At 41.4% G+C, this 18254-nt stretch carries 15 protein-coding genes; 7 read left to right on the top strand and 8 right to left on the bottom strand.

Annotated elements, in window-relative coordinates:
• On the bottom strand, nucleotides 1-1761 hold a 1761-nt coding region (locus tag IQ236_RS25065), incomplete at its 3' end, for a PP2C family protein-serine/threonine phosphatase (protein WP_193871800.1).
• A 317-nt stretch (nucleotides 1762-2078) separates the two neighbouring features.
• Here IQ236_RS25065 and IQ236_RS25060 point away from each other — a divergent pair.
• Complete coding sequence (locus tag IQ236_RS25060) at nucleotides 2079-2378, top strand: hypothetical protein (protein WP_193871799.1); 300 nt, start codon at nucleotides 2079-2081, stop codon at nucleotides 2376-2378.
• 163 nt (nucleotides 2379-2541) lie between these two features.
• Here the strand turns inward: IQ236_RS25060 and ndhM are convergent, their stop codons facing one another.
• The gene (gene ndhM / locus IQ236_RS25055) at nucleotides 2542-2874 is read right to left on the bottom strand and encodes an NAD(P)H-quinone oxidoreductase subunit M (RefSeq protein ID WP_190517094.1); all 333 of its coding nucleotides are present in this window, start codon (nucleotides 2872-2874) and stop codon (nucleotides 2542-2544) included.
• 393 nt (nucleotides 2875-3267) lie between these two features.
• On the opposite strand from ndhM, the gene IQ236_RS25045 reads away from it, so the two are divergent.
• Both IQ236_RS25045 and IQ236_RS27910 read left to right on the top strand, forming a co-directional pair.
• Nucleotides 3268-3996 (top strand): DUF2254 domain-containing protein, encoded by a 729-nt coding sequence (locus IQ236_RS25045; protein ID WP_228041851.1) that lies wholly within the window; start codon nucleotides 3268-3270, stop codon nucleotides 3994-3996.
• Nucleotides 3990-4181, top strand: coding sequence for a hypothetical protein (locus tag IQ236_RS27910; protein WP_228041850.1), 192 nt, complete (start codon nucleotides 3990-3992; stop codon nucleotides 4179-4181). The genes IQ236_RS25045 and IQ236_RS27910 overlap by 7 nt, the downstream gene beginning before the upstream one ends.
• 124 nt (nucleotides 4182-4305) lie before the next feature.
• On the opposite strand, the gene IQ236_RS25040 is transcribed toward IQ236_RS27910, so the two are convergent.
• Nucleotides 4306-5592: a DUF389 domain-containing protein gene (locus IQ236_RS25040; protein WP_193871798.1), complete on the bottom strand. Its 1287-nt coding sequence runs from the start codon at nucleotides 5590-5592 to the stop codon at nucleotides 4306-4308.
• A gap of 293 nt (nucleotides 5593-5885) precedes the next feature.
• On the opposite strand from IQ236_RS25040, the gene IQ236_RS25035 reads away from it, so the two are divergent.
• Entirely contained in the window at nucleotides 5886-6680 is a 795-nt protein-coding gene (locus tag IQ236_RS25035; RefSeq protein ID WP_193871797.1) for an inositol monophosphatase family protein, read from the top strand.
• A 139-nt stretch (nucleotides 6681-6819) separates the two neighbouring features.
• On the opposite strand, the gene IQ236_RS25030 is transcribed toward IQ236_RS25035, so the two are convergent.
• The 3 genes from IQ236_RS25030 to IQ236_RS25020 all read right to left on the bottom strand — a co-directional run bounded on the left by IQ236_RS25030 (nucleotide 6820) and on the right by IQ236_RS25020 (nucleotide 9741).
• Nucleotides 6820-8061, bottom strand: coding sequence for an AAA family ATPase (locus tag IQ236_RS25030; RefSeq protein ID WP_193871796.1), 1242 nt, complete (start codon nucleotides 8059-8061; stop codon nucleotides 6820-6822).
• A gap of 67 nt (nucleotides 8062-8128) precedes the next feature.
• Complete coding sequence (locus IQ236_RS25025; protein ID WP_193871795.1) at nucleotides 8129-9316, bottom strand: TRC40/GET3/ArsA family transport-energizing ATPase; 1188 nt, start codon at nucleotides 9314-9316, stop codon at nucleotides 8129-8131.
• A gap of 38 nt (nucleotides 9317-9354) precedes the next feature.
• A complete protein-coding gene (locus tag IQ236_RS25020; RefSeq protein ID WP_193871794.1) occupies nucleotides 9355-9741 on the bottom strand; it encodes a DUF2358 domain-containing protein in 387 nt (128 codons plus the stop codon).
• Nucleotides 9742-10162: 421 nt separating this feature from the next.
• On the opposite strand from IQ236_RS25020, the gene gcvP reads away from it, so the two are divergent.
• From gcvP to radC, 3 genes are all read left to right on the top strand, one after another.
• On the top strand, nucleotides 10163-13051 hold the full coding sequence (gene gcvP, locus IQ236_RS25015; RefSeq protein ID WP_228041849.1) for an aminomethyl-transferring glycine dehydrogenase: 2889 nt from the start codon (nucleotides 10163-10165) through the stop codon (nucleotides 13049-13051).
• Nucleotides 13052-13328: 277 nt separating this feature from the next.
• Nucleotides 13329-14171: an MOSC domain-containing protein gene (locus IQ236_RS25010; RefSeq protein ID WP_193871792.1), complete on the top strand. Its 843-nt coding sequence runs from the start codon at nucleotides 13329-13331 to the stop codon at nucleotides 14169-14171.
• Nucleotides 14172-14402: 231 nt separating this feature from the next.
• Nucleotides 14403-15134: a RadC family protein gene (gene radC / locus IQ236_RS25005; RefSeq protein ID WP_193871791.1), complete on the top strand. Its 732-nt coding sequence runs from the start codon at nucleotides 14403-14405 to the stop codon at nucleotides 15132-15134.
• A gap of 16 nt (nucleotides 15135-15150) precedes the next feature.
• On the opposite strand, the gene IQ236_RS25000 is transcribed toward radC, so the two are convergent.
• Nucleotides 15151-16098: an Hpt domain-containing protein gene (locus IQ236_RS25000; protein WP_193871790.1), complete on the bottom strand. Its 948-nt coding sequence runs from the start codon at nucleotides 16096-16098 to the stop codon at nucleotides 15151-15153.
• A gap of 217 nt (nucleotides 16099-16315) precedes the next feature.
• Nucleotides 16316-18244, bottom strand: coding sequence for a peptidoglycan D,D-transpeptidase FtsI family protein (locus tag IQ236_RS24995; protein WP_193871789.1), 1929 nt, complete (start codon nucleotides 18242-18244; stop codon nucleotides 16316-16318).
• Nucleotides 18245-18254: the final 10 nt, after the last annotated feature.

Genomic DNA, 18254 nt, shown 5'->3' with positions numbered 1-18254 from the left:
GGTTCTAGTAGGGGGCGGTGGGGTAGTTTGTTGGGCTTCGGGGTCATTGGGGTTAAACAAACCTAACCCATACAGCAAAGCGCCTAAAATTCCCAATAAAATAGCAATTCCCAAGGATAGGAACCACACCCTAGACATCGCAGGTTTTGTCTGTCGAGCGCGGGCAATTTCTGTTTCCATCGATGAATCATCCGCATCATTAGTATCGGAAGAATCATCACCCAACCCATCGTTTAAAGGAACCACAGGCGCCACAGACACTTCCTTTAAAGATTCGTTATCATCCTTGGGAACAATTTCAATAAATAATAAAGCAATCGTGACATTATCATGGCCGTTTTGAGTATTAGCAATCTCAATTAGGCGATCGCGAATTGTCCCTAAATCGGCTTCTCGATGCAGTATCGGTAAAATTTCCGTTTCCCAATATTGTTCAACCCGATCGCGATCGCTTAACCCATCAGAACATAATAAAAATACACAATCTTCATCCAGAGGAAAACGTTGTACTGTGGGATGCAGTGTCACCGATGAGGTAATCCCTAACGCTTGAATTAACGCCCCAGAAGCGCCTTGTTGGAGAGCATCTCGATAGAGGGCACAACCTAAACGCACCTGTCGAGACGCCACATCATCATCCACCGTCACTTGATGACAACCACTCGGACTCACCCAATAGGCGCGACTATCCCCTAAATGGGTTAAATACATTTCATGAACATGAGCCAGCGCCATTACCAGCGTGGTTCCCATGCGTTCGCGACCCTGACGGTTTTCATCATCATTGCGTTGACAAATGACATCATTAGCAATACAAGTCGCCCGTTTTAATTTAGGAACTAAAGATAAAGGATCCCAATTGGCTTGATGCAGGGGCATTTGTTCCACCTGTTGACGTAAAACATCAATTGCCATGGAAGAAGCGACTTCTCCACCATCCTGTCCGCCAATGCCATCACAAACAACAGCCAATGCAGGTTCCGTTAAGGGGACTCGGATGGGGGTTTGTGCACTGGGATAACAAGCATCTTCATTGTGAGAACGAGTCGGGCCTGCATCTGTTCCGGTGGCAATTTCAATCCGCCGATGATACCCTCGTCCACAGATCGAGAGAGCTTGATCCAATTGCTGGATCAATTGAGTTGAGGTGCGTAACTCTCCCGTAAGCATTTGATGGGTGAGTTGTTGGAGGAATTTTTGAATCCGGGGGTGTGCGGTCGGAACCCACTGTTGCCAAAAATAACCTAACTGCGTGAGAGAAATATTGTGTCCATCTAAGTTTAATTGCAATAGCCGGACAAAAGGCCCCTGAACCCGAAGTAAATCAGCCTCCAGCAAACTCGAAGCGACAGCTTGACGGCTAAACGGTTGCCAGAGTTGAGCCATTTGCCACAACCAATTGAGTTGACGCATCGCACTCGCATCCGGCCACAAAGCCGTTAACGTTGGCATTAAAGTCTCCCCATGGGGTGCAATTGGCCCTTTTTCTAACAGGATGATGGATTTATTCTTGGCCCCTTTCGTGGGGGAGATAATTCCATATACCTGCGGAATATGCAACCGATAGGAAAATAATTTCAGATAGGGGGCAATTTGATCAGAAATTTCGCTTGGTATTTCCGGCAGCAGTTCGGGTCGAGTATCAACCACAATTTTGCTGCTTTTGAGGAGGTAGCGCTCGGCGATCAGCGTTCCCGAAGGTACTGCTTCGATCCCTTCACCTACAGCCCACAGATAGTGTTTTGCCACAGCATTTTGCATTTGGTTTCCTCACGCCTCTGTTGCCACTCAACGATCATCGTCTAAAATTGGGATGGTTTACCTCTAGGAGGTTAGCTTCGTAAAGACTCGCCTAACAGCGTGCCTTGACTCTGATCATGATGTTTCTACGCTACAACAGGATTGCGTTTCTTGTTATAGATTATCTAACAGATCAGCGTTACTCTCTACCCCATCGGTACGAGGTGACAACAGAGAATCACAATAGATGTGCAGTAGATGCCCCATTCTAAAAAGTACAATTCACTCTAAAAATTAGCACCGATTGGGAATTAACATCATTTAAGGCTACTCACCTCATGAGTCATTCTCCCCCTAACCCGTCCAATGACCCTAAATTCTTACCGTATTTGGAAATTAATGAACGGCTCACTGAATTGAAACAGTCTCACGGTCACTACTACCAAATGATTAATTTGGAGGTTTGGGCATTAATTGAAACGATGGATCAGTTTTTTCCCGGTGCTTGGAATCGATTCATGACCAACCGTCAATTGTCCATGAAACAATTTTTACAACGTCAGCGATCGCAAAAACAATCTTCTGCATCCAATCACAAACCCGATCTTTCGGATGTTGATCCTGATCATCCCGTTTAGTATTGACTGTTGGCGAGCCAGACTTAACAGGCAAGACTTAACAGGCAAGACTTAACAGGCAAGACTTAACAGGCAAGACTTAACAGGCAAGACTTAACAGGCAAGACTTAACAGGCAAGACTTAACAGGCAAGACTTAACAGGCAAGATGCCTGTTCCACAGCTTAACTACTGACTCTCGGTAATCCCATACTATAGTTCACAGCACGGGAGTTGAGGTTATAGCTAATTTCACCCGCTTGGATCAGCGATCGCACCAAATGTTCTAAATCTGATCCAATCCGACGTAAATTATACTCCGTGAGGTCTTCGCCATTAAAGACTTCGACTAACTCGTCAAATTTTCGATAGACCTGTTGCAAAGCTTGATCATTCCAGTTAAATTCATTGTCGGGATCAACATCCAAGGTGAGGACTTGTTCGCTGTCCACTAACTCTTCATTTTGAATTTCCGCCGTATAAATATGGATATGGCGAGTGGTCGATTTCAACAGCATAAGCGGTTTAACTGAATAGTTTTTATCTGGATTGTTTTTAATTATAACCAGAAAAGCGCAAGCCCATTGCCTTCAAGCCTGGGTAAGTGAAAGACCTAAATGTGCATTCAATCTGCTGATTAGCGATGGATTTTTTAACAGTCTCCTCACAAGCATCACCTACAGTTCCACAAAAATAACTTTTTGTCCACAGAGAGGGTATTTTTTTGAAGTTAGAAATTATAAAAGTCGTTCTCTAGGTAGAAGAATCTTTGCTGATCTTCGCTATAGCGTATAAGGCAGATTTGGGTAAAACAATGCCTGCTATATTCCTATTCGCAGTGACGGCTCAGTTAGATTCAACTGAAATTAATCTAGCCATTATCCAGAACCTTCTTAACACAATGAAAACTTATGAAAACTTATTTCAGCCTAGTTTGGAATTCACTGCGTTCTAGCTTTTGGTTTGTACCTACATTAATGGTAAGTCTGGCAATTACGTTAGCTTTCACAACAATTACATTAGATGAATTAGGGGTAATTGTGATTGATCGATTTAGCTGGACTTACACTCGTGGGCCAGAGGGAGCTAGAGCAATTCTGTCTACCATAGCTAGTTCTATGATGACTGTCGCGGTTACAACTTTCTCAATTACAATTGTCGCATTACAGCTTGCTTCATCTCAATTTGGCCCCCGTTTGTTGCGTAACTTTATGCGGGATATCGGAAATCAAGTGGTTCTGGGTACGTTTATTTCTACGTTTATTTATTGCTTATTAATCTTACGAACCATTAGAACCGAAGAAGATAATGAATTTGTTCCCCATTTATCAGTTACCTGTAGTGTTTTATTAGCCCTTGCTAGTATTGCTGTCCTGATTTATTTTATTGATCATGTTGCTAATTCGATTCAAGCAGAAAACGTGATTACTGAAGTTACTCAAGACTTGAATTCTGCGATTGAACGGTTATTTCCTGAAAAAATAGGGGAAGGTGAATCCGTCCATCATCCCCCCGTTAGCCAAAGCATATTAGATGATTTTCATGCCCATTCTTGCTCTATTCAATCCTTAAAAAGTGGTTATATTCAAGCCATTAACCAACATCGTTTAATTCAACTTGCAATAGTCAATCGATGGTAGGAGTAACTATTCAGTTATTACAAGCTCTGGCGATTATTGCTAGTCATGTTCAAAACCAAAGTCAAAAAGACCTACTATTACACCATGCTGAAATGATTAAAAAAGGAAGTGACGAAGCTTTATCTGAAGAAAGCGATCGCCAAGATATTCAAAAGCATTATTTTAAGATTTTAGAGAAGTTATAGTTAGTCTAAATCAATTGTACAACTGCTGTGACCTCTAATTGATTGTAGGGGCAATGTTGGTTTTGGGGTTTGGTCGTTTGTGTTGACATAATTCAATCATTTTTAGTGCTTTCAGTTCTTAGCCTTATTGACTATTCTCTGGAGAGTTTAGTACGCTAACATCAATCAAAGGGGTGACATTAAACCCTTGTTGAACTAAACGATTTTGAATGATCTGGGTCAGGCGTTGACGAATTTCTTGATCCGATGCGGTGACACCAGATTGACGTTGCACATAAACGACCCCTAGTAAGGTGTTTTGATCGTTAATACTCGGACGAGTAAAACGCACATTGGCTTCAATTAATTCTGCGAGATCACTCTCACTGACTGCTTTTTGAATTTGAGCCGTTGCCCGTTGAGAACGGCTAGACCGTTGCAATGCGGGAGAACTCGATAATTGCCAAGTTAATAAACTGATGAGTCCTATAAAGGTTACGATCAAAGAAGTGGGAAATAACCATTTTTGACCCCGTTGGTAGCGTACTCCGTGAGACGATAAACCATAGATTCTGAAAATAATTGAGGCGGATAAATTAATTCCAACCAATTGCAACAGCAGCAGAAAGATGCCGTTAATACTCATATCCCATCGACCAATGGCCCCGGCCATTCCTACTAATCCAGCAGGCGGTGCTAAGGATGCGGCGACTAACATTCCGGTTGCGGCGCCGGAGACTAAACTACTTCTTTCCGATTGCATTAAATTAACTGCACCTGCAATTCCAGCCGCAATGGGAATCAGCACACTCACGGTGGAAATCTGGCTATTTTCAACCATTAAACTTGTCGGAATTTGTTGCTGAAATATCAAACTCAGGAAAGCAGTCACTAAAATTGTCACCAGTAAGGCAGCAAAATAGCGCAATAAAGACCGTTTGAGTAATATTTTGTCTCCTTTAGCCGTTGCGATCGCCACATTCATTGCTGGCCCTGCAAAGGGGGCGATTAACATAGCTGCGGTGAGCAGATAAATCGTATTGGTATATAAACCAATCCAAACGACAATACCCGCCGTCGCTGCATAGCCTAAAAAGCCCCGCCAGGAGCCAATACTTTGTAAACCTCCAATAAAGACCTCGATGGGGCTACGTTCCTGTACATTGGTAACTTGTTGGGCAGTTTCCCAAGCCGGAGGTTTCAGAGCGATCACCCCATGGGGAAACATGGAGATATGTAAGTTATCGATTTGTTCTAACTGGTCGAGTAGTTTTCCTACTTTTTGATTAGAAACGTGAACAATCACAACATCAATGGGTTGATCGTCGCTATAAGCTTCAAATTGAACTAAATTTGTACCTTTGCTATCTTGAGCAATATCGAGAACCGTTTTACCCCACCCACGGGGAACTTGTACAAGTAATTGGCGCATATTGTCTAATTCTCTTTTGTTTTGATCTCATCAATTTCAAAGGAATTAGTTCTCTAGCTAGAGGAAGATTTAATGGCTTTCGCGTTAACTTAAGTTGAAATAGCCAACTCTGTAGCTCCCAGTTATCGAAATTTGCAAACCGCAAGCAATATTAGTAATAATAGGTAGGTCGAAACTTGCCAAAACCTACTCAATTAATTTGAGTGAAAGGATATCAAGAGGGCAATAAGAGTGAGAATCCCACGATTTTAACGTCATGGAGTCGTGGAAGTGTCAAATTAGTTTAGGAAATTATGAGTAATTTTTGGAATCAAATTTTGAATTTTGCCACAACAACGGCTAAGGATGTTGGACAACAGTTAATGCTTGATTTTGGCAAAGTCCAAGCTTCGGAAAAAGCCGATGGGAGTTTAGTTACCCGGTCTGACCAATGGGCTGATCTTGAAATTCGCAAGCGCATCGCCACCACATTTCCTGAACATGGGGTGCTCAGTGAAGAAGCGGAACATATTTTTCCGAATACAGATTGGTGTTGGGTGATTGATCCCTTAGATGGGACAACGAATTTCGCCAGAGGAATTCCCATTTGGGGGATTTCTTTGGGATTACTGTATCAAGGAAATCCGGTTTTTGGTTTGATTCATTTACCGCCTTTAAACCAAACCTTTCACGGGTTTTGGTTAGGATCATCAAGTTTAACGGGCTCAGATGGAGCGTTTTTAAACGGTCAATCTATTTACGCGAGTTCTGATGCGTTAAGTTCTAATCACTTTTTTAACTTATGTTCTCGAAGTATTGCGATCGCACCCCAAATTCCGTGTAAAATTCGGATGTTAGGCATGGCGGCTTATAATTTCCTCACGGTGGCTGTCGGGGCTACATTAGGGGGTGTTGAAGCCACTCCTAAAATTTGGGATATCGCCGGAAGTTGGGTGATTGTTAAAGCAGCAGGTGCGGTTTGGTGTCCGCTTTCTCCCGAACCTTTTCCCTTAGAAATTGGACGAGATTATGGCACTCAATCCTATCCGACATTAGTGGTAAGTCAACCCGAATTATTATCAGTTTTTGAACCCTTTATTAAAACATAAAAGTAGGGTGCGTAAGCGATCGCGCACGCACCTTATAAACATTAGCAATAGATAATTTTTTATTACAATTCAATCCCAAAATAAGCTCTCAAAGAGTACAAAATAGCAACACAAAAAGGTTGATAAGGTTCCTTTTCGTCTAAGTGACTATAAAATTTAGCCTTAATCCATCAGCCCTGACAAATTTAGGATCTTCTTCTCCCAATTTATCCCGCAGTTGTTGAAGTGATCTTTTGGCATCTTCCAATCTATCCCCATCAATTAGGCGAAATAGTTCTAGAAAATCTTCTTGAATCTCAATAGGACGTTCTGAAGAATCCATCAACGTTTCCAAAATTCGGTTACTATCTTTTCCGTAGGATCTTAACCGTTCCACAATTATACCATTCGGTGTCACACACAATAAATGAACCCAGTCAACATGACTGATTACTAAAGGTGAATGTGTGGAAACAATAAACTGACAATTTGGGAAGGTTTGGGTTAAAGCTGGAATAATATTTTGTTGCCATTTTGGGTGAAGATGAAGCTCTATTTCATCAATAAGAATCACTCCTTTTCCCTGTAAAGGTTCTGATAAATTCGGATTAGCGATCGCTAAACGTCTTGCTAAATCACTGACCAAAGCTAATAAACATTTTTCCCCATCAGAAAGTTGATTAATAATTAGTTCTTCACCCTGTTTCTGTAAAGTCATGCGTAAGGGTGAACGCTGTACTCGTAAGTTAGAAAACCCATTCATAAAAACTTCATAAGCTTTTCTGACTGCTTCTAATTGATGATCTCTATAACTAGGATGATCATTAAGACGTCGTTCGTTTTCCAAATCTTCTCGATCTCGAAACCATTCAAAAAAGCGCCTAAAATCAATTTGTCCTCCGGTTAATGCTTCTTCGTAGGCTTCAATTTGTGCAAAAGAATGTTTATTTCTAATTCTTAAAGGAATATCAAGAACAGCCCGATTTGTCGGATAGTAGACAACAACAGGTAATGATAAATTTTCCCCCTCTACTGAACTGTGAATTTGATCAATAATTTGTTTTAGCTCTACAAATGAACTGTTAATATCTCTACTATATCCCTTCCTAACACCAACAACAGACCAATTAACATTCTTTGAATTACAGAAATCCACAGTAATAATATTATGAGTTTGTCTCTGGTCATTTTTAATATCAGTTTCTTCAAAAGAACGTCCTGAACTTTGGGGGTTTTGAATTCGTGCTGTAAACCAGGATAGCAGAATGGATAAACATTCAAGAATACTCGACTTTCCAGAACCATTAGTCCCAATTAAAACAGTGGGTGAATCTGTTTCAAAATCTAGGGTTAACTCGTTAATACCTCGAAAAGATTTGATTTTTAATTGTTTAATTTTCATAATCTATAAGTTTTGATTAATTCCATCCTAGAAACCAGGTTTCTTTGAGTAACCTGGTTTCTAAAATTTACACCTTCACCCCATTAGAAAACTTAATTTTCAAATAATCGTCTTCCATTTTAGCTCCCGATGGTTGCAACATAGCTAGAGTTTGGGGTAACACTAAATTCCGCCGATGATTGCCAATTCTAATATTCAGTTCATCTCCGGTTTTATTGAGTTGAATTTGTTCTTTCGGAATTCCAGGTAAATACAATTCTAACGTATATTGATTTTTGTCCTCCACGACTCGAACGGTATTTTCTTTATAGTAAACTTGACTCGGATCTTCATCTTTATATAAGGTATCTTTCAACCGTTCCAAAGCTTCAAACCCACATAATTCTTGTGGAAATAACGGAACTTCCTTAACGGGTAAGGGAGTGAAGTTATCATGAATTTCTTGACGATATTGTTGTTGATTTTCTTTCCATTTTTTGAAAAAGGGATCGGTAACTTCTTCAGGAATAATGCGATTAGCAATCACTAAATCCGTCGAAACATTATACAAACTTAAATAGGCATGGGCGCGTAAAGATTCCTTAATTACCATTTTTTCAGGGTTTGTCACTAAACGCACCGAGGTTTGCATATTATCGGTTAATACTTTTTCTAAAGCTTCAATTTTTTCATAAAAATCATAAGGGGCATCCATCACTTCTTTATCCGGTAAAGAAAACCCCGTTAACGGTTTAAAAATCGGTTCAAACAAAGGACGCAACGCCACCGACATTCCTTGTAACGGTTTGTAAAATTTTCTCATATACCAACCGCCCACTTCCGGTAAACTTAATAATCTCAACGCCGTTCCCGTTGGGGCAGAATCAATAATTAAGATCTCAAAATCTCCCTCATCATAATGGCGCTTCATCCGCACCAACCCGAAAATTTCATCCATCCCCGGTAAAATCGCTAATTCTTCCGCCTGGACTCCATCGAGTCCTCGCGCCTGTAATACCTGACTAATATAGCGTTTCACCGCCCCCCAGTTGCCTTCAAGTTCCATCAAGGCGTCCAATTCAGCCCCCCAAAGGTTGGGTCGGACTTGACGGGGTTCGTGCCCTAACTCCATATCAAAGCTATCGGCGAGGGAGTGGGCGGGGTCGGTACTCAATACTAGGGTTTTATGTCCCAACTCCGCACAGCGTAAGCCTGTTGCAGCCGCAACGGAGGTTTTACCGACGCCACCTTTACCCGTCATTAAGATTACGCGCATACGATTTTAAGCTTAAAATTTGTTTACATTCTTTAACTTTAGCGGGTTTTTAGCAAGAATAGCTGTTTCACTACGTCCAAGCGCGAACAGTCCCAATAGTCGATATGGCTTTCAATCAGGTTATTGGGGTTTAATTTGAGTTCACTCCGTCCAGGGATAGAAATTCTAGGTTTCCAGGGGAGGGGAGTTGTCCAACTCAGTGTCCAACGGGTTTCTATTAAATTCTCAGTTTGAGTAATACTATGTAAATCCAGTTGAATATCCCAAAACCAAGTTTTCATAAATCCAATCATTTGTTGATAACGTTCTAACCCATTAAATTGATTCATGGGGTCTTTAAAATAAACGTTATCAGCATAAATATCATAGCTTTGATGATCAGGAAATTGTTGATAATCTTGTTTAATAATCTCAATAATATTCATAATCGTAGGGTGTGTAAGCGCAGCGCACGCACCATTTATACAGTTTCCCATCAAACAGCGGACGCTGACTTTCTATTCAGAAACAGGAAGAAATTAATACCAATAATCAATTGTAGCTGAATCCATCAACTTGAGTGCGACACACGGACTAACCGTTAACCTTCCTAGAGGTGAGGTCAGATACAAGTTCCGATTCCGCTACAGCCTATCTCAACTTTTGGTAAACTATTTTTAAGATAATGTAAACAGTTGTTACTTTAGATTCGGTTCAAGCTGAACCTGAGAATCTGATTGTATCAAGGGTTTACAGGATTTTTCCACCGGGTATCAACCCTCATATCTGGTTGTTTATTAACCGTCAACCCTCATTCGGAGTTTCATGTTAGAGATTACTTCCCCAGCAAACACCCAGACTGAAACGATGTCATCTTCTGTGGCTACGGATAACGGAAAATCCCCACAAACTACGGGACAAGAGGGGTTTGTTCAACGGCATTTAGGCCCCAATGGTGATGAAATTCAACAAATGTTAAAATTATTGGGGGTTTCTAGTTTAGAGGATTTAATTGATCAAACCATTCCCTCAACAATTCGCCTCAATCAAAGCTTAAAATTACCCGAAGCTTTCAGTGAATATGCAGCCCTAAACCAATTAAAAGCGATCGCTTCTCAAAATAAAGTTTATCGTTCTTTTATTGGCATGGGTTATTCTGATTGTATCACACCGGGTGTGATTCAACGAAATATATTAGAAAACCCCGGTTGGTATACGGCTTATACTCCCTATCAAGCGGAAATTGCCCAAGGTCGTTTAGAAGCTTTACTGAACTTTCAAACCCTGATTATTGAATTAACCGGATTAGAAATTGCGAATGCTTCTTTATTAGATGAAGCAACGGCGGCTGCGGAAGCGATGAGTCTGAGTTATGCGGTTTCTAAAGCCAAAGCTAACGGATTTTTTGTTTCTCAAGATTGCCATCCTCAAACCCTTGATGTCGTCAAAACCCGTGCAATTCCATTAGGCATTGATATTATTATTGGAGATCACCGCACGTTTGATTTTAATACTCCTATTTTTGGATGTTTACTGCAATATCCAGCGAGTGATGGGGCAATTTATGACTATTGTAATTTTATTGAAACCGCCCATCAACACAATGCTTTAGTTACAGTGGCGGCGGATATTTTAAGTTTAACGCTGTTAACTCCACCTGGGGAATTCGGAGCAGATATTGCAGTCGGAAGTACCCAACGGTTAGGCGTTCCCCTGGGTTATGGTGGCCCCCATGCGGCTTATTTTGCCACCAAAGAAGCGTATAAACGTAACGTTCCAGGGCGGATGGTCGGTGTTTCTAAAGATTCCCAAGGAAACCCGGCGTTACGGTTAGCTTTACAAACCCGTGAACAACATATTCGCCGTGATAAAGCCACCAGTAATATTTGTACCGCCCAAGTTTTATTGGCGGTGATTGCAAGTTTATATGCGGTCTATCATGGGCCGTCTGGACTTCAACAAATTGCCCAAACTATTCATCAATTAACTCTAACCTTAGCAGAAGGGTTAAAACGTTTAGGTTATTCAATCGGAACAGAACCCTTTTTTGATACAATTAAAGTAGAATTAGGGAAAAAATCTTTAACGGAAATTCTGTCAGCAGCCGAAGAGAAAGAAATTAACCTCCGCATCATTGATGCTCAAACCGTTGGGATTAGTTTAGATGAAACCACAACCATTCAAGATGTTATGGATTTGTGGTCAATCTTTGGGGAATCTGAGTTACCTTTTACCATTGAAGAGGTGTTGAAAGCCTCAGATAATCTTACTCCCTTTACTCGTCAATCTGCCTATTTAACCCATCCCGTTTTTAACAGTTACCATTCCGAAACAGAACTCTTACGTTATATTCATCGCTTAGAAACCAAGGATTTATCGTTAAATACCTCGATGATTCCCTTGGGTTCCTGTACGATGAAATTGAATGCAACCGCCGAAATGATTCCGGTGACTTGGCCAGAATTTGGAAAACTGCATCCTTTCGCCCCAAAATCACAAACTCAGGGCTATCAAATTCTATTTGAACAGTTAGAAAATTGGTTGGCTGAAATTACAGGATTTGCCGGGATTTCATTACAACCGAATGCAGGTTCTCAAGGTGAATATGCCGGATTATTAGTCATCCGTCAATATCATGAAAATCGAGGAGAAATTCACCGGAATATTTGTTTAATTCCTGAATCTGCTCATGGCACAAACCCGGCAAGTGCTGTGATGTGCGGGTTTAAAGTTGTTCCTGTTGTCTGTGATAACCAAGGCAATATTAATATTGCTGATCTGCAAGCTAAAGCTGAAAAACATCGAGATAATTTAGCGGTATTAATGATAACTTATCCCTCAACTCATGGGGTATTTGAAACCGGAATTCAAGAGATTTGTAATATCATTCATGTTAATGGTGGACAAGTTTATATGGATGGGGCAAATATGAACGCCCAAGTGGGGTTATGTCGTCCAGGGGATTTTGGGGCCGATGTCTGCCACCTAAACCTGCATAAAACCTTCTGTATTCCTCACGGTGGTGGTGGGCCAGGAATGGGGCCAATTGGGGTGGCGTCTCATTTAGTTCCCTTTCTCCCTGGTCATGTAGTGGTGGAATTAGAAGGAAATGACCGAATTGGGGCGGTTTCTGCCGCCCCTTGGGGGAGTGCGAGTATTCTGGTGATTTCTTGGATGTATATTGCCATGATGGGGGCAAAAGGATTAACAGAAGCGACAAAAGTGGCAATTTTAAATGCTAATTATATTGCCCGTCGTTTAGATGAATATTACCCAATTTTGTACAAAGGAAATCAGGGATTTGTTGCCCATGAATGTATTTTAGATTTGCGTTCTGTGAAGAAATCCGCAGCCATTGAAGTTGATGATATTGCCAAGCGTTTAATGGATTATGGATTTCATGCGCCAACGGTTTCTTGGCCTGTGGCGGGAACCATGATGGTAGAACCCACTGAAAGCGAATCTAAAGCAGAATTAGATCGATTTTGTGATGCCATGATTGCTATTCGTGCGGAGATTTCTGAAATTGAATCTGGGGTTATGGATGCCACAAATAACTTGTTAAAAAATGCTCCTCATACCGCAGCATCGTTAATTTGTGGCGAATGGAATCACCCCTATTCCCGTGAACAAGCAGCCTATCCTGCACCCTGGACAAAGGAACATAAATTCTGGCCGTCTGTGGGACGCATTGATAATGCTTTTGGCGATCGCAATTTTGTTTGTTCTTGTTTGCCAATGGAAGCTTATCAATAAGGGAACAGTAAGCTGAGAATAGGGAACAGAAAATTATAATATTTTGGGGTTTCCTATTCTCCTTTATTAATATTAAATATCTAAAAATCCCCAATAAAAATTTATTTATAGAAATAGCTATAAATCCGAACAATCTAGGGGCGAGGCGCGCCTCGCCCCTACACACTGAATTTTTAGGGTTAATAATTTTGATCATGATGAGTGTACAATTCATTTAGACTTACTATAGATGAGTTAGTCCTAAAATAGCGATTAGATTATTATGGAGATCTGATTGATGAATCTGCTGGAACTTTTTATTTATCCGATTAAATCCTGTGGCAAAATTGCCCTAAACCAAGCTGAAGTTACGCTGAAGGGGTTAGCCGGGGATCGAGAATTTATGTGGGTTGATGAATCCGGTCAGTTTGTTACCCAGAGAACTTATCCCCAATTAACTAAAATTCGAGTTCAACAATTAGAGAATCAGATTGAATTGTCGGTTGACGATCAAGAAATTGAACCGTTTAAACTGCAACCGACATTAACAGGAACCTGCAAAACTGTACAAGTTTGGCGGGATCAAACTGTTGCGATTGATCAAGGAGATGCTGTTGCAGATTGGTTACAATACGCTTTAAAACAAGATGAACAACCTTATTTTCGGTTAATGCGACAATCTCCTAATTTTATTCGACCTGTTGATCCGAATTATGCCGTTAATCCTAATAATCAAGTTAGTTTTGCCGATGGTTATCCTTGTTTATTAACGAATACGGCTTCTTTAGCAGAATTGAATCGGAAACTCAAAGAAACCTATTCAACATCATCACAAGAAATTCCAATGAATCGATTTCGGCCTAATATTGTGATCGATACCAATCAACCCTTTATTGAAGATAATTGGAAAACAATTTTAATGGGAGAGGTTTATTTTGATTTAGTCAAACCCTGTAGCCGTTGTATTGTAACAACAACCAATCAAAAAAGTGGCGATCGCAATGAATTAAAAGAACCCTTGAAAACCTTAGCAACCTTTCGACAACAGCCGCGCGGCGTCATGTTTGGTTTTAATATGATTCCTCGAAATACCGGGACAATTCAGGTCGGTGATGCTGTTAAGGTCGTCGAAACCCATTGAAACTTTCACGTTGATCAACAATAGCAGTCAGAAGACCCACCTCAAAAGCGTTCCGCCTTGTTGGTGTTATAAACTTCACTTTTGTTACAAGCGCGAGTTAGAATTGCGGAGACTTAATTTGAGGAAAACCTTTGAAAGTCGCGAACTTTAAGCTAGATTCACCTTGAACTTATGGAAAAAATTTAGTAATATTTAATACCATACATTTTGCGTTGGTGGGGTGCTGCCCAAATGACCTATAGCCTCAGAATTGCTGATTTGCCCAGTGATGAGCGTCCCCGTGAACGACTAATGGCCATCGGCTCCAGAAATTTAGCAACGGCTGAATTGATTGCAATTCTGTTGGGAACAGGTCAGGGAAAAGGAAAATTATCGGCGGTAGGTTTAGGACAATATGTGTTAAACCAGTTAAGTCAGCATCAGCGAGATCCCTTATCGGTACTCCGAGATATTGGGGTTCACGAATTAACTCAAATTCATGGCATCGGGACAGCAAAAGCCACGACTATTTTAGCGGCGGTGGAGTTAGGAAAGCGCGTTTTTCAGTCTAAACCGCCTGATTTAGCTATCATTGAGACACCCCAAGCGGCGGCGGATGCGTTAAGTCATGATTTAATGTGGCAACCCCAGGAACGATTTGCGGTGTTGTTGTTGGATGTCAAACATCGCCTTTTAGGAACTCAAGTGATTACCATTGGCAGTGCAACGGAAACTATCGCCCATCCCCGTGATATTTTTCGAGAAGTCTTAAAAAGTGGCGCAACACGGGCAATTTTGGCACATAATCATCCGTCGGGGAATGTAGAACCCAGTTCAGAAGATATTAATTTAACTCGTCAACTCTTACAAGGGGCGCAATTTTTATCGATTCCACTTTTAGATCATATTATTTTAGGAAATGGTAATTACCTAAGTTTGCGATCTACAACATCTTTATGGGAAGAATATCCCCAAATGGAATAGTCTAAAAGAGTGTTTTTTAGGATTTAACGTGTTTAATTAACAATTGAGCGATCGCTTGTAATTGTTGTTTATTAAACGTTTTTAAGAGAACTTTAACCACCTCTTTCGGATCAGCCGGAATTGTAATTTCTCCAGAGGCAGGTTTAGCGGTTGCTTTAGCTCCAGCTAAGGTTGATAACGCCGCACTCGGAGCAATTGTATTCGCTTTTCCAGCTTGTAAGAGTTCGGCTCCTTGCTTTAACTCGTTAATAATTGGATTCGCTAAAACTTTAAAAGAATTTTTAGGATTAGCGATCGCACCATGAGCCGTTTTAACTAAGGTTTGCCAAGGTTCAATTCCGACTCCAATTTTCGTTAAACGAGCGCACAAACCTGCCAATTGTTTACGAGATTCTGGAGATTCTGCTTGTTTAAATCCCTGCAACATCGGTTTAAGAACCGTCATGACTTGATTAACAGCATTAGCAACCCCAGGTGTTCCGGTCGCAGCTGCTGCTGGGGCTGTTGCTGCGGGTGCTTTACCACTCATCAAGCCTTTTAAGTTATTTTCCAACTTATCATAAACAGGAAGAGAAGCTTGTAGAATTTTCTCCCCCATTTCTTCGGAAAGCCCTGCTGGACTTGCTGCGCGATCAATTAAATTTTTCAGCACTGCAAACCCTTTAGTATAGAGGGTTTGGGTTGTATCATCAATTTTAAGTGGAGTGTCCTTCACCATCTTAAAACAATCTTCTAAGCGCTTGGACACCTTATTAATACTGGTGAGACTGGGCATCTTGTCCATCAACATCGCGGCGGCTCCTTTAATGGAGTGGGCAGCCCGATAGATGGCCGTTACACGCTCCCGGTCAGCATCAGCCATAATTGCAGGTAGCTCTGTTAGCCCCGTTTGCAGGGTTTCAAGACGCTCCTCAGCTTCTTCCATGAAGATAGCAAAGATCTTTTGGTCTTGGTTTGTTGGCACAGCAGCCCTCCTAAACCCTTATCAGTTGAAACAGAGCGTGTTTTCATTAAGTCGTGTCGCCTCGCCCTGAGTTTTTGATGGCTGGGTAAAGACAGAGTTCACCCAGTGGCAACTGACTCCTGGATCTTAATTTAACCCAAGATTATCCCTTTTCTTCCTCAGCTAAGATTTTTTCTTCTATATTTACCCTGCTCCTCCTACTCCCCCTGCTCCTCTTCTACGGATCGGGAATTTCTGAGGGTGGAACTTTTTCCAGATGAATTAACCCTTCCATCACTGATTTAACAATGGGTGCGGTAACAATTCCTCCGGCGCGACCTTCCAGGGGTTCATCCACCACCGCGACCACAACATAACGGGGATGGTCAACACTTAAAATCCCGACAAAACTGGTAATTAAAGCATTAGAGGAATAGCCGCCATCGGGAGATGCTTTTTGAGCCGTCCCGGTTTTTCCCCCAATTCGATAGCCTTCAATTGCGGCTCTTGTCCCGGTTCCCCCTTCTTTAACGACACTTTCCATCATTTTTAAAACAGCATTGGCGGTTTCATCGGAAAACACCTGTTTCGGTTCAGGAAGGGGGAGTTTCCAATACAGTTGACCTTTACTGTTATATAACCCTTGAACAACGTGGGGGGTTACGAGTTTACCGCCATTGGCTAAAAGACTATGAAGTTGAGCTAACTGAATGGGAGTAATGGAAAATCCTTGACCAAAAGCGGTGGTTGCGGGTTCAATGGCGGCGGAGACAAATTGTTCTTTTGTTTTGAGGGTACTGGTGGCGGCAAAGGGTAAATCAATTCCTAGGGTTGTTCCTAAACCTAAGCGTTTTAAGCCTTCATAAAACACCTCTGGCTCCAGGCGTTGCATAATCCTAACCATCCCCACGTTGCTAGAATATTTCACCACATCCGTAATATTAATGGCCCCTCTAGCAGCACCGTCAGCATTTTGAATCGGCCAGCCTCCGACTTGAATATTCCCTTCATCATTAATCACCGTATCCGCTTGAATGGCTCCGGCTTCTAAGGCTAAAGCGACGTTAATGGGTTTAAAGGTTGAACCGGGTTCATAAAGGTCTGTTAAAGCCCAATTTTTGAAGCGTTCTAAGTCAAATTTATAATATTGATTAGGATTATAAGACGGTTCATTGACAAGGGTTAAGACTGAGCCATCGCTGGCATCCATGACAATAACTGTTCCCCGTTTAGCTTTATATTCTTGAACATTTTTTTGCAGTGCTTTACGGGCAATTCGTTGTAAAGAAGTGTCAATGGTTAGCCGTAATTGTAAATCATCAACGGGAATAAATCCGGTGGCAATTTGTTCAGGAACCCAAGCCCCATTTGCTGCGCGTTGAAAGGACAAAGAGGGCATGGTACGCTCTAATAAACTTTCCTGACTGTATTCTATTCCCGCTTGACCTTTGCCTTCAGGATTAATATAACCCACGACATCGGCAGTAATATCCTGTTGAGGATAAAGTCGTTGACGATTTTCTAGTAATTCTAATCCATCAAACCCTAAATTTTGAATGCGGTTTGAGACTTCTTCAGGAATAAAATCTGCTACTTTAATCCCACTCGGTAAGGTACTAAATAGTTGAACAAGTTCGTTAGCATTCGGTGTCGTGAAGTCTTCTCTTACCAACACAGGAGCTAACTTTTCCGCAATTTCCGTTGGAGATTGTTTAAAGAGTTTAGGATGAGCATAAAGGGTATAAACTCGCCGATCTAAAGCTAGAATATTTCCGTTTTTATCCGTAATGGGACGGCGAGGAACAAAAGGTAAAATTCGTTGTTCTTGTTGTGTTTTAGCTTTTTCTCTGAGAAAGGAAGAGTCTTGACCAATTTGTAAGCGAAATAAATTTAGGGCTAAACCTAAAATTCCACCTAATATAATGAACCAAACTAATATTAAACGACTGCGATCGCATTTACGAGGATAAGGTATGGAGATTCTTCCTGGCTTTGGAGACACAGTTGATGGCGCAACGGTCACGGTATTCCGTGATGTAGACTTTCGCCGTTGACCCCCAACGGTGTTTTTTTTCCGCCCCATAGCCGATTTATTATCCCCCCGTTGATGAGGAGAAGAAGCACGTCGTTGAGAACGAGACTTTGAGGAGTAGTCTGAAGAAGCCATAGAGTAGGAG

This window comes from Planktothrix mougeotii LEGE 06226, from assembly GCF_015207485.1.
Lineage (GTDB): Bacteria > Cyanobacteriota > Cyanobacteriia > Cyanobacteriales > Microcoleaceae > Planktothrix.
Note: the sequence above shows the minus strand (reverse complement) of the source record. Positions and strands in the feature narration are given on the sequence as shown.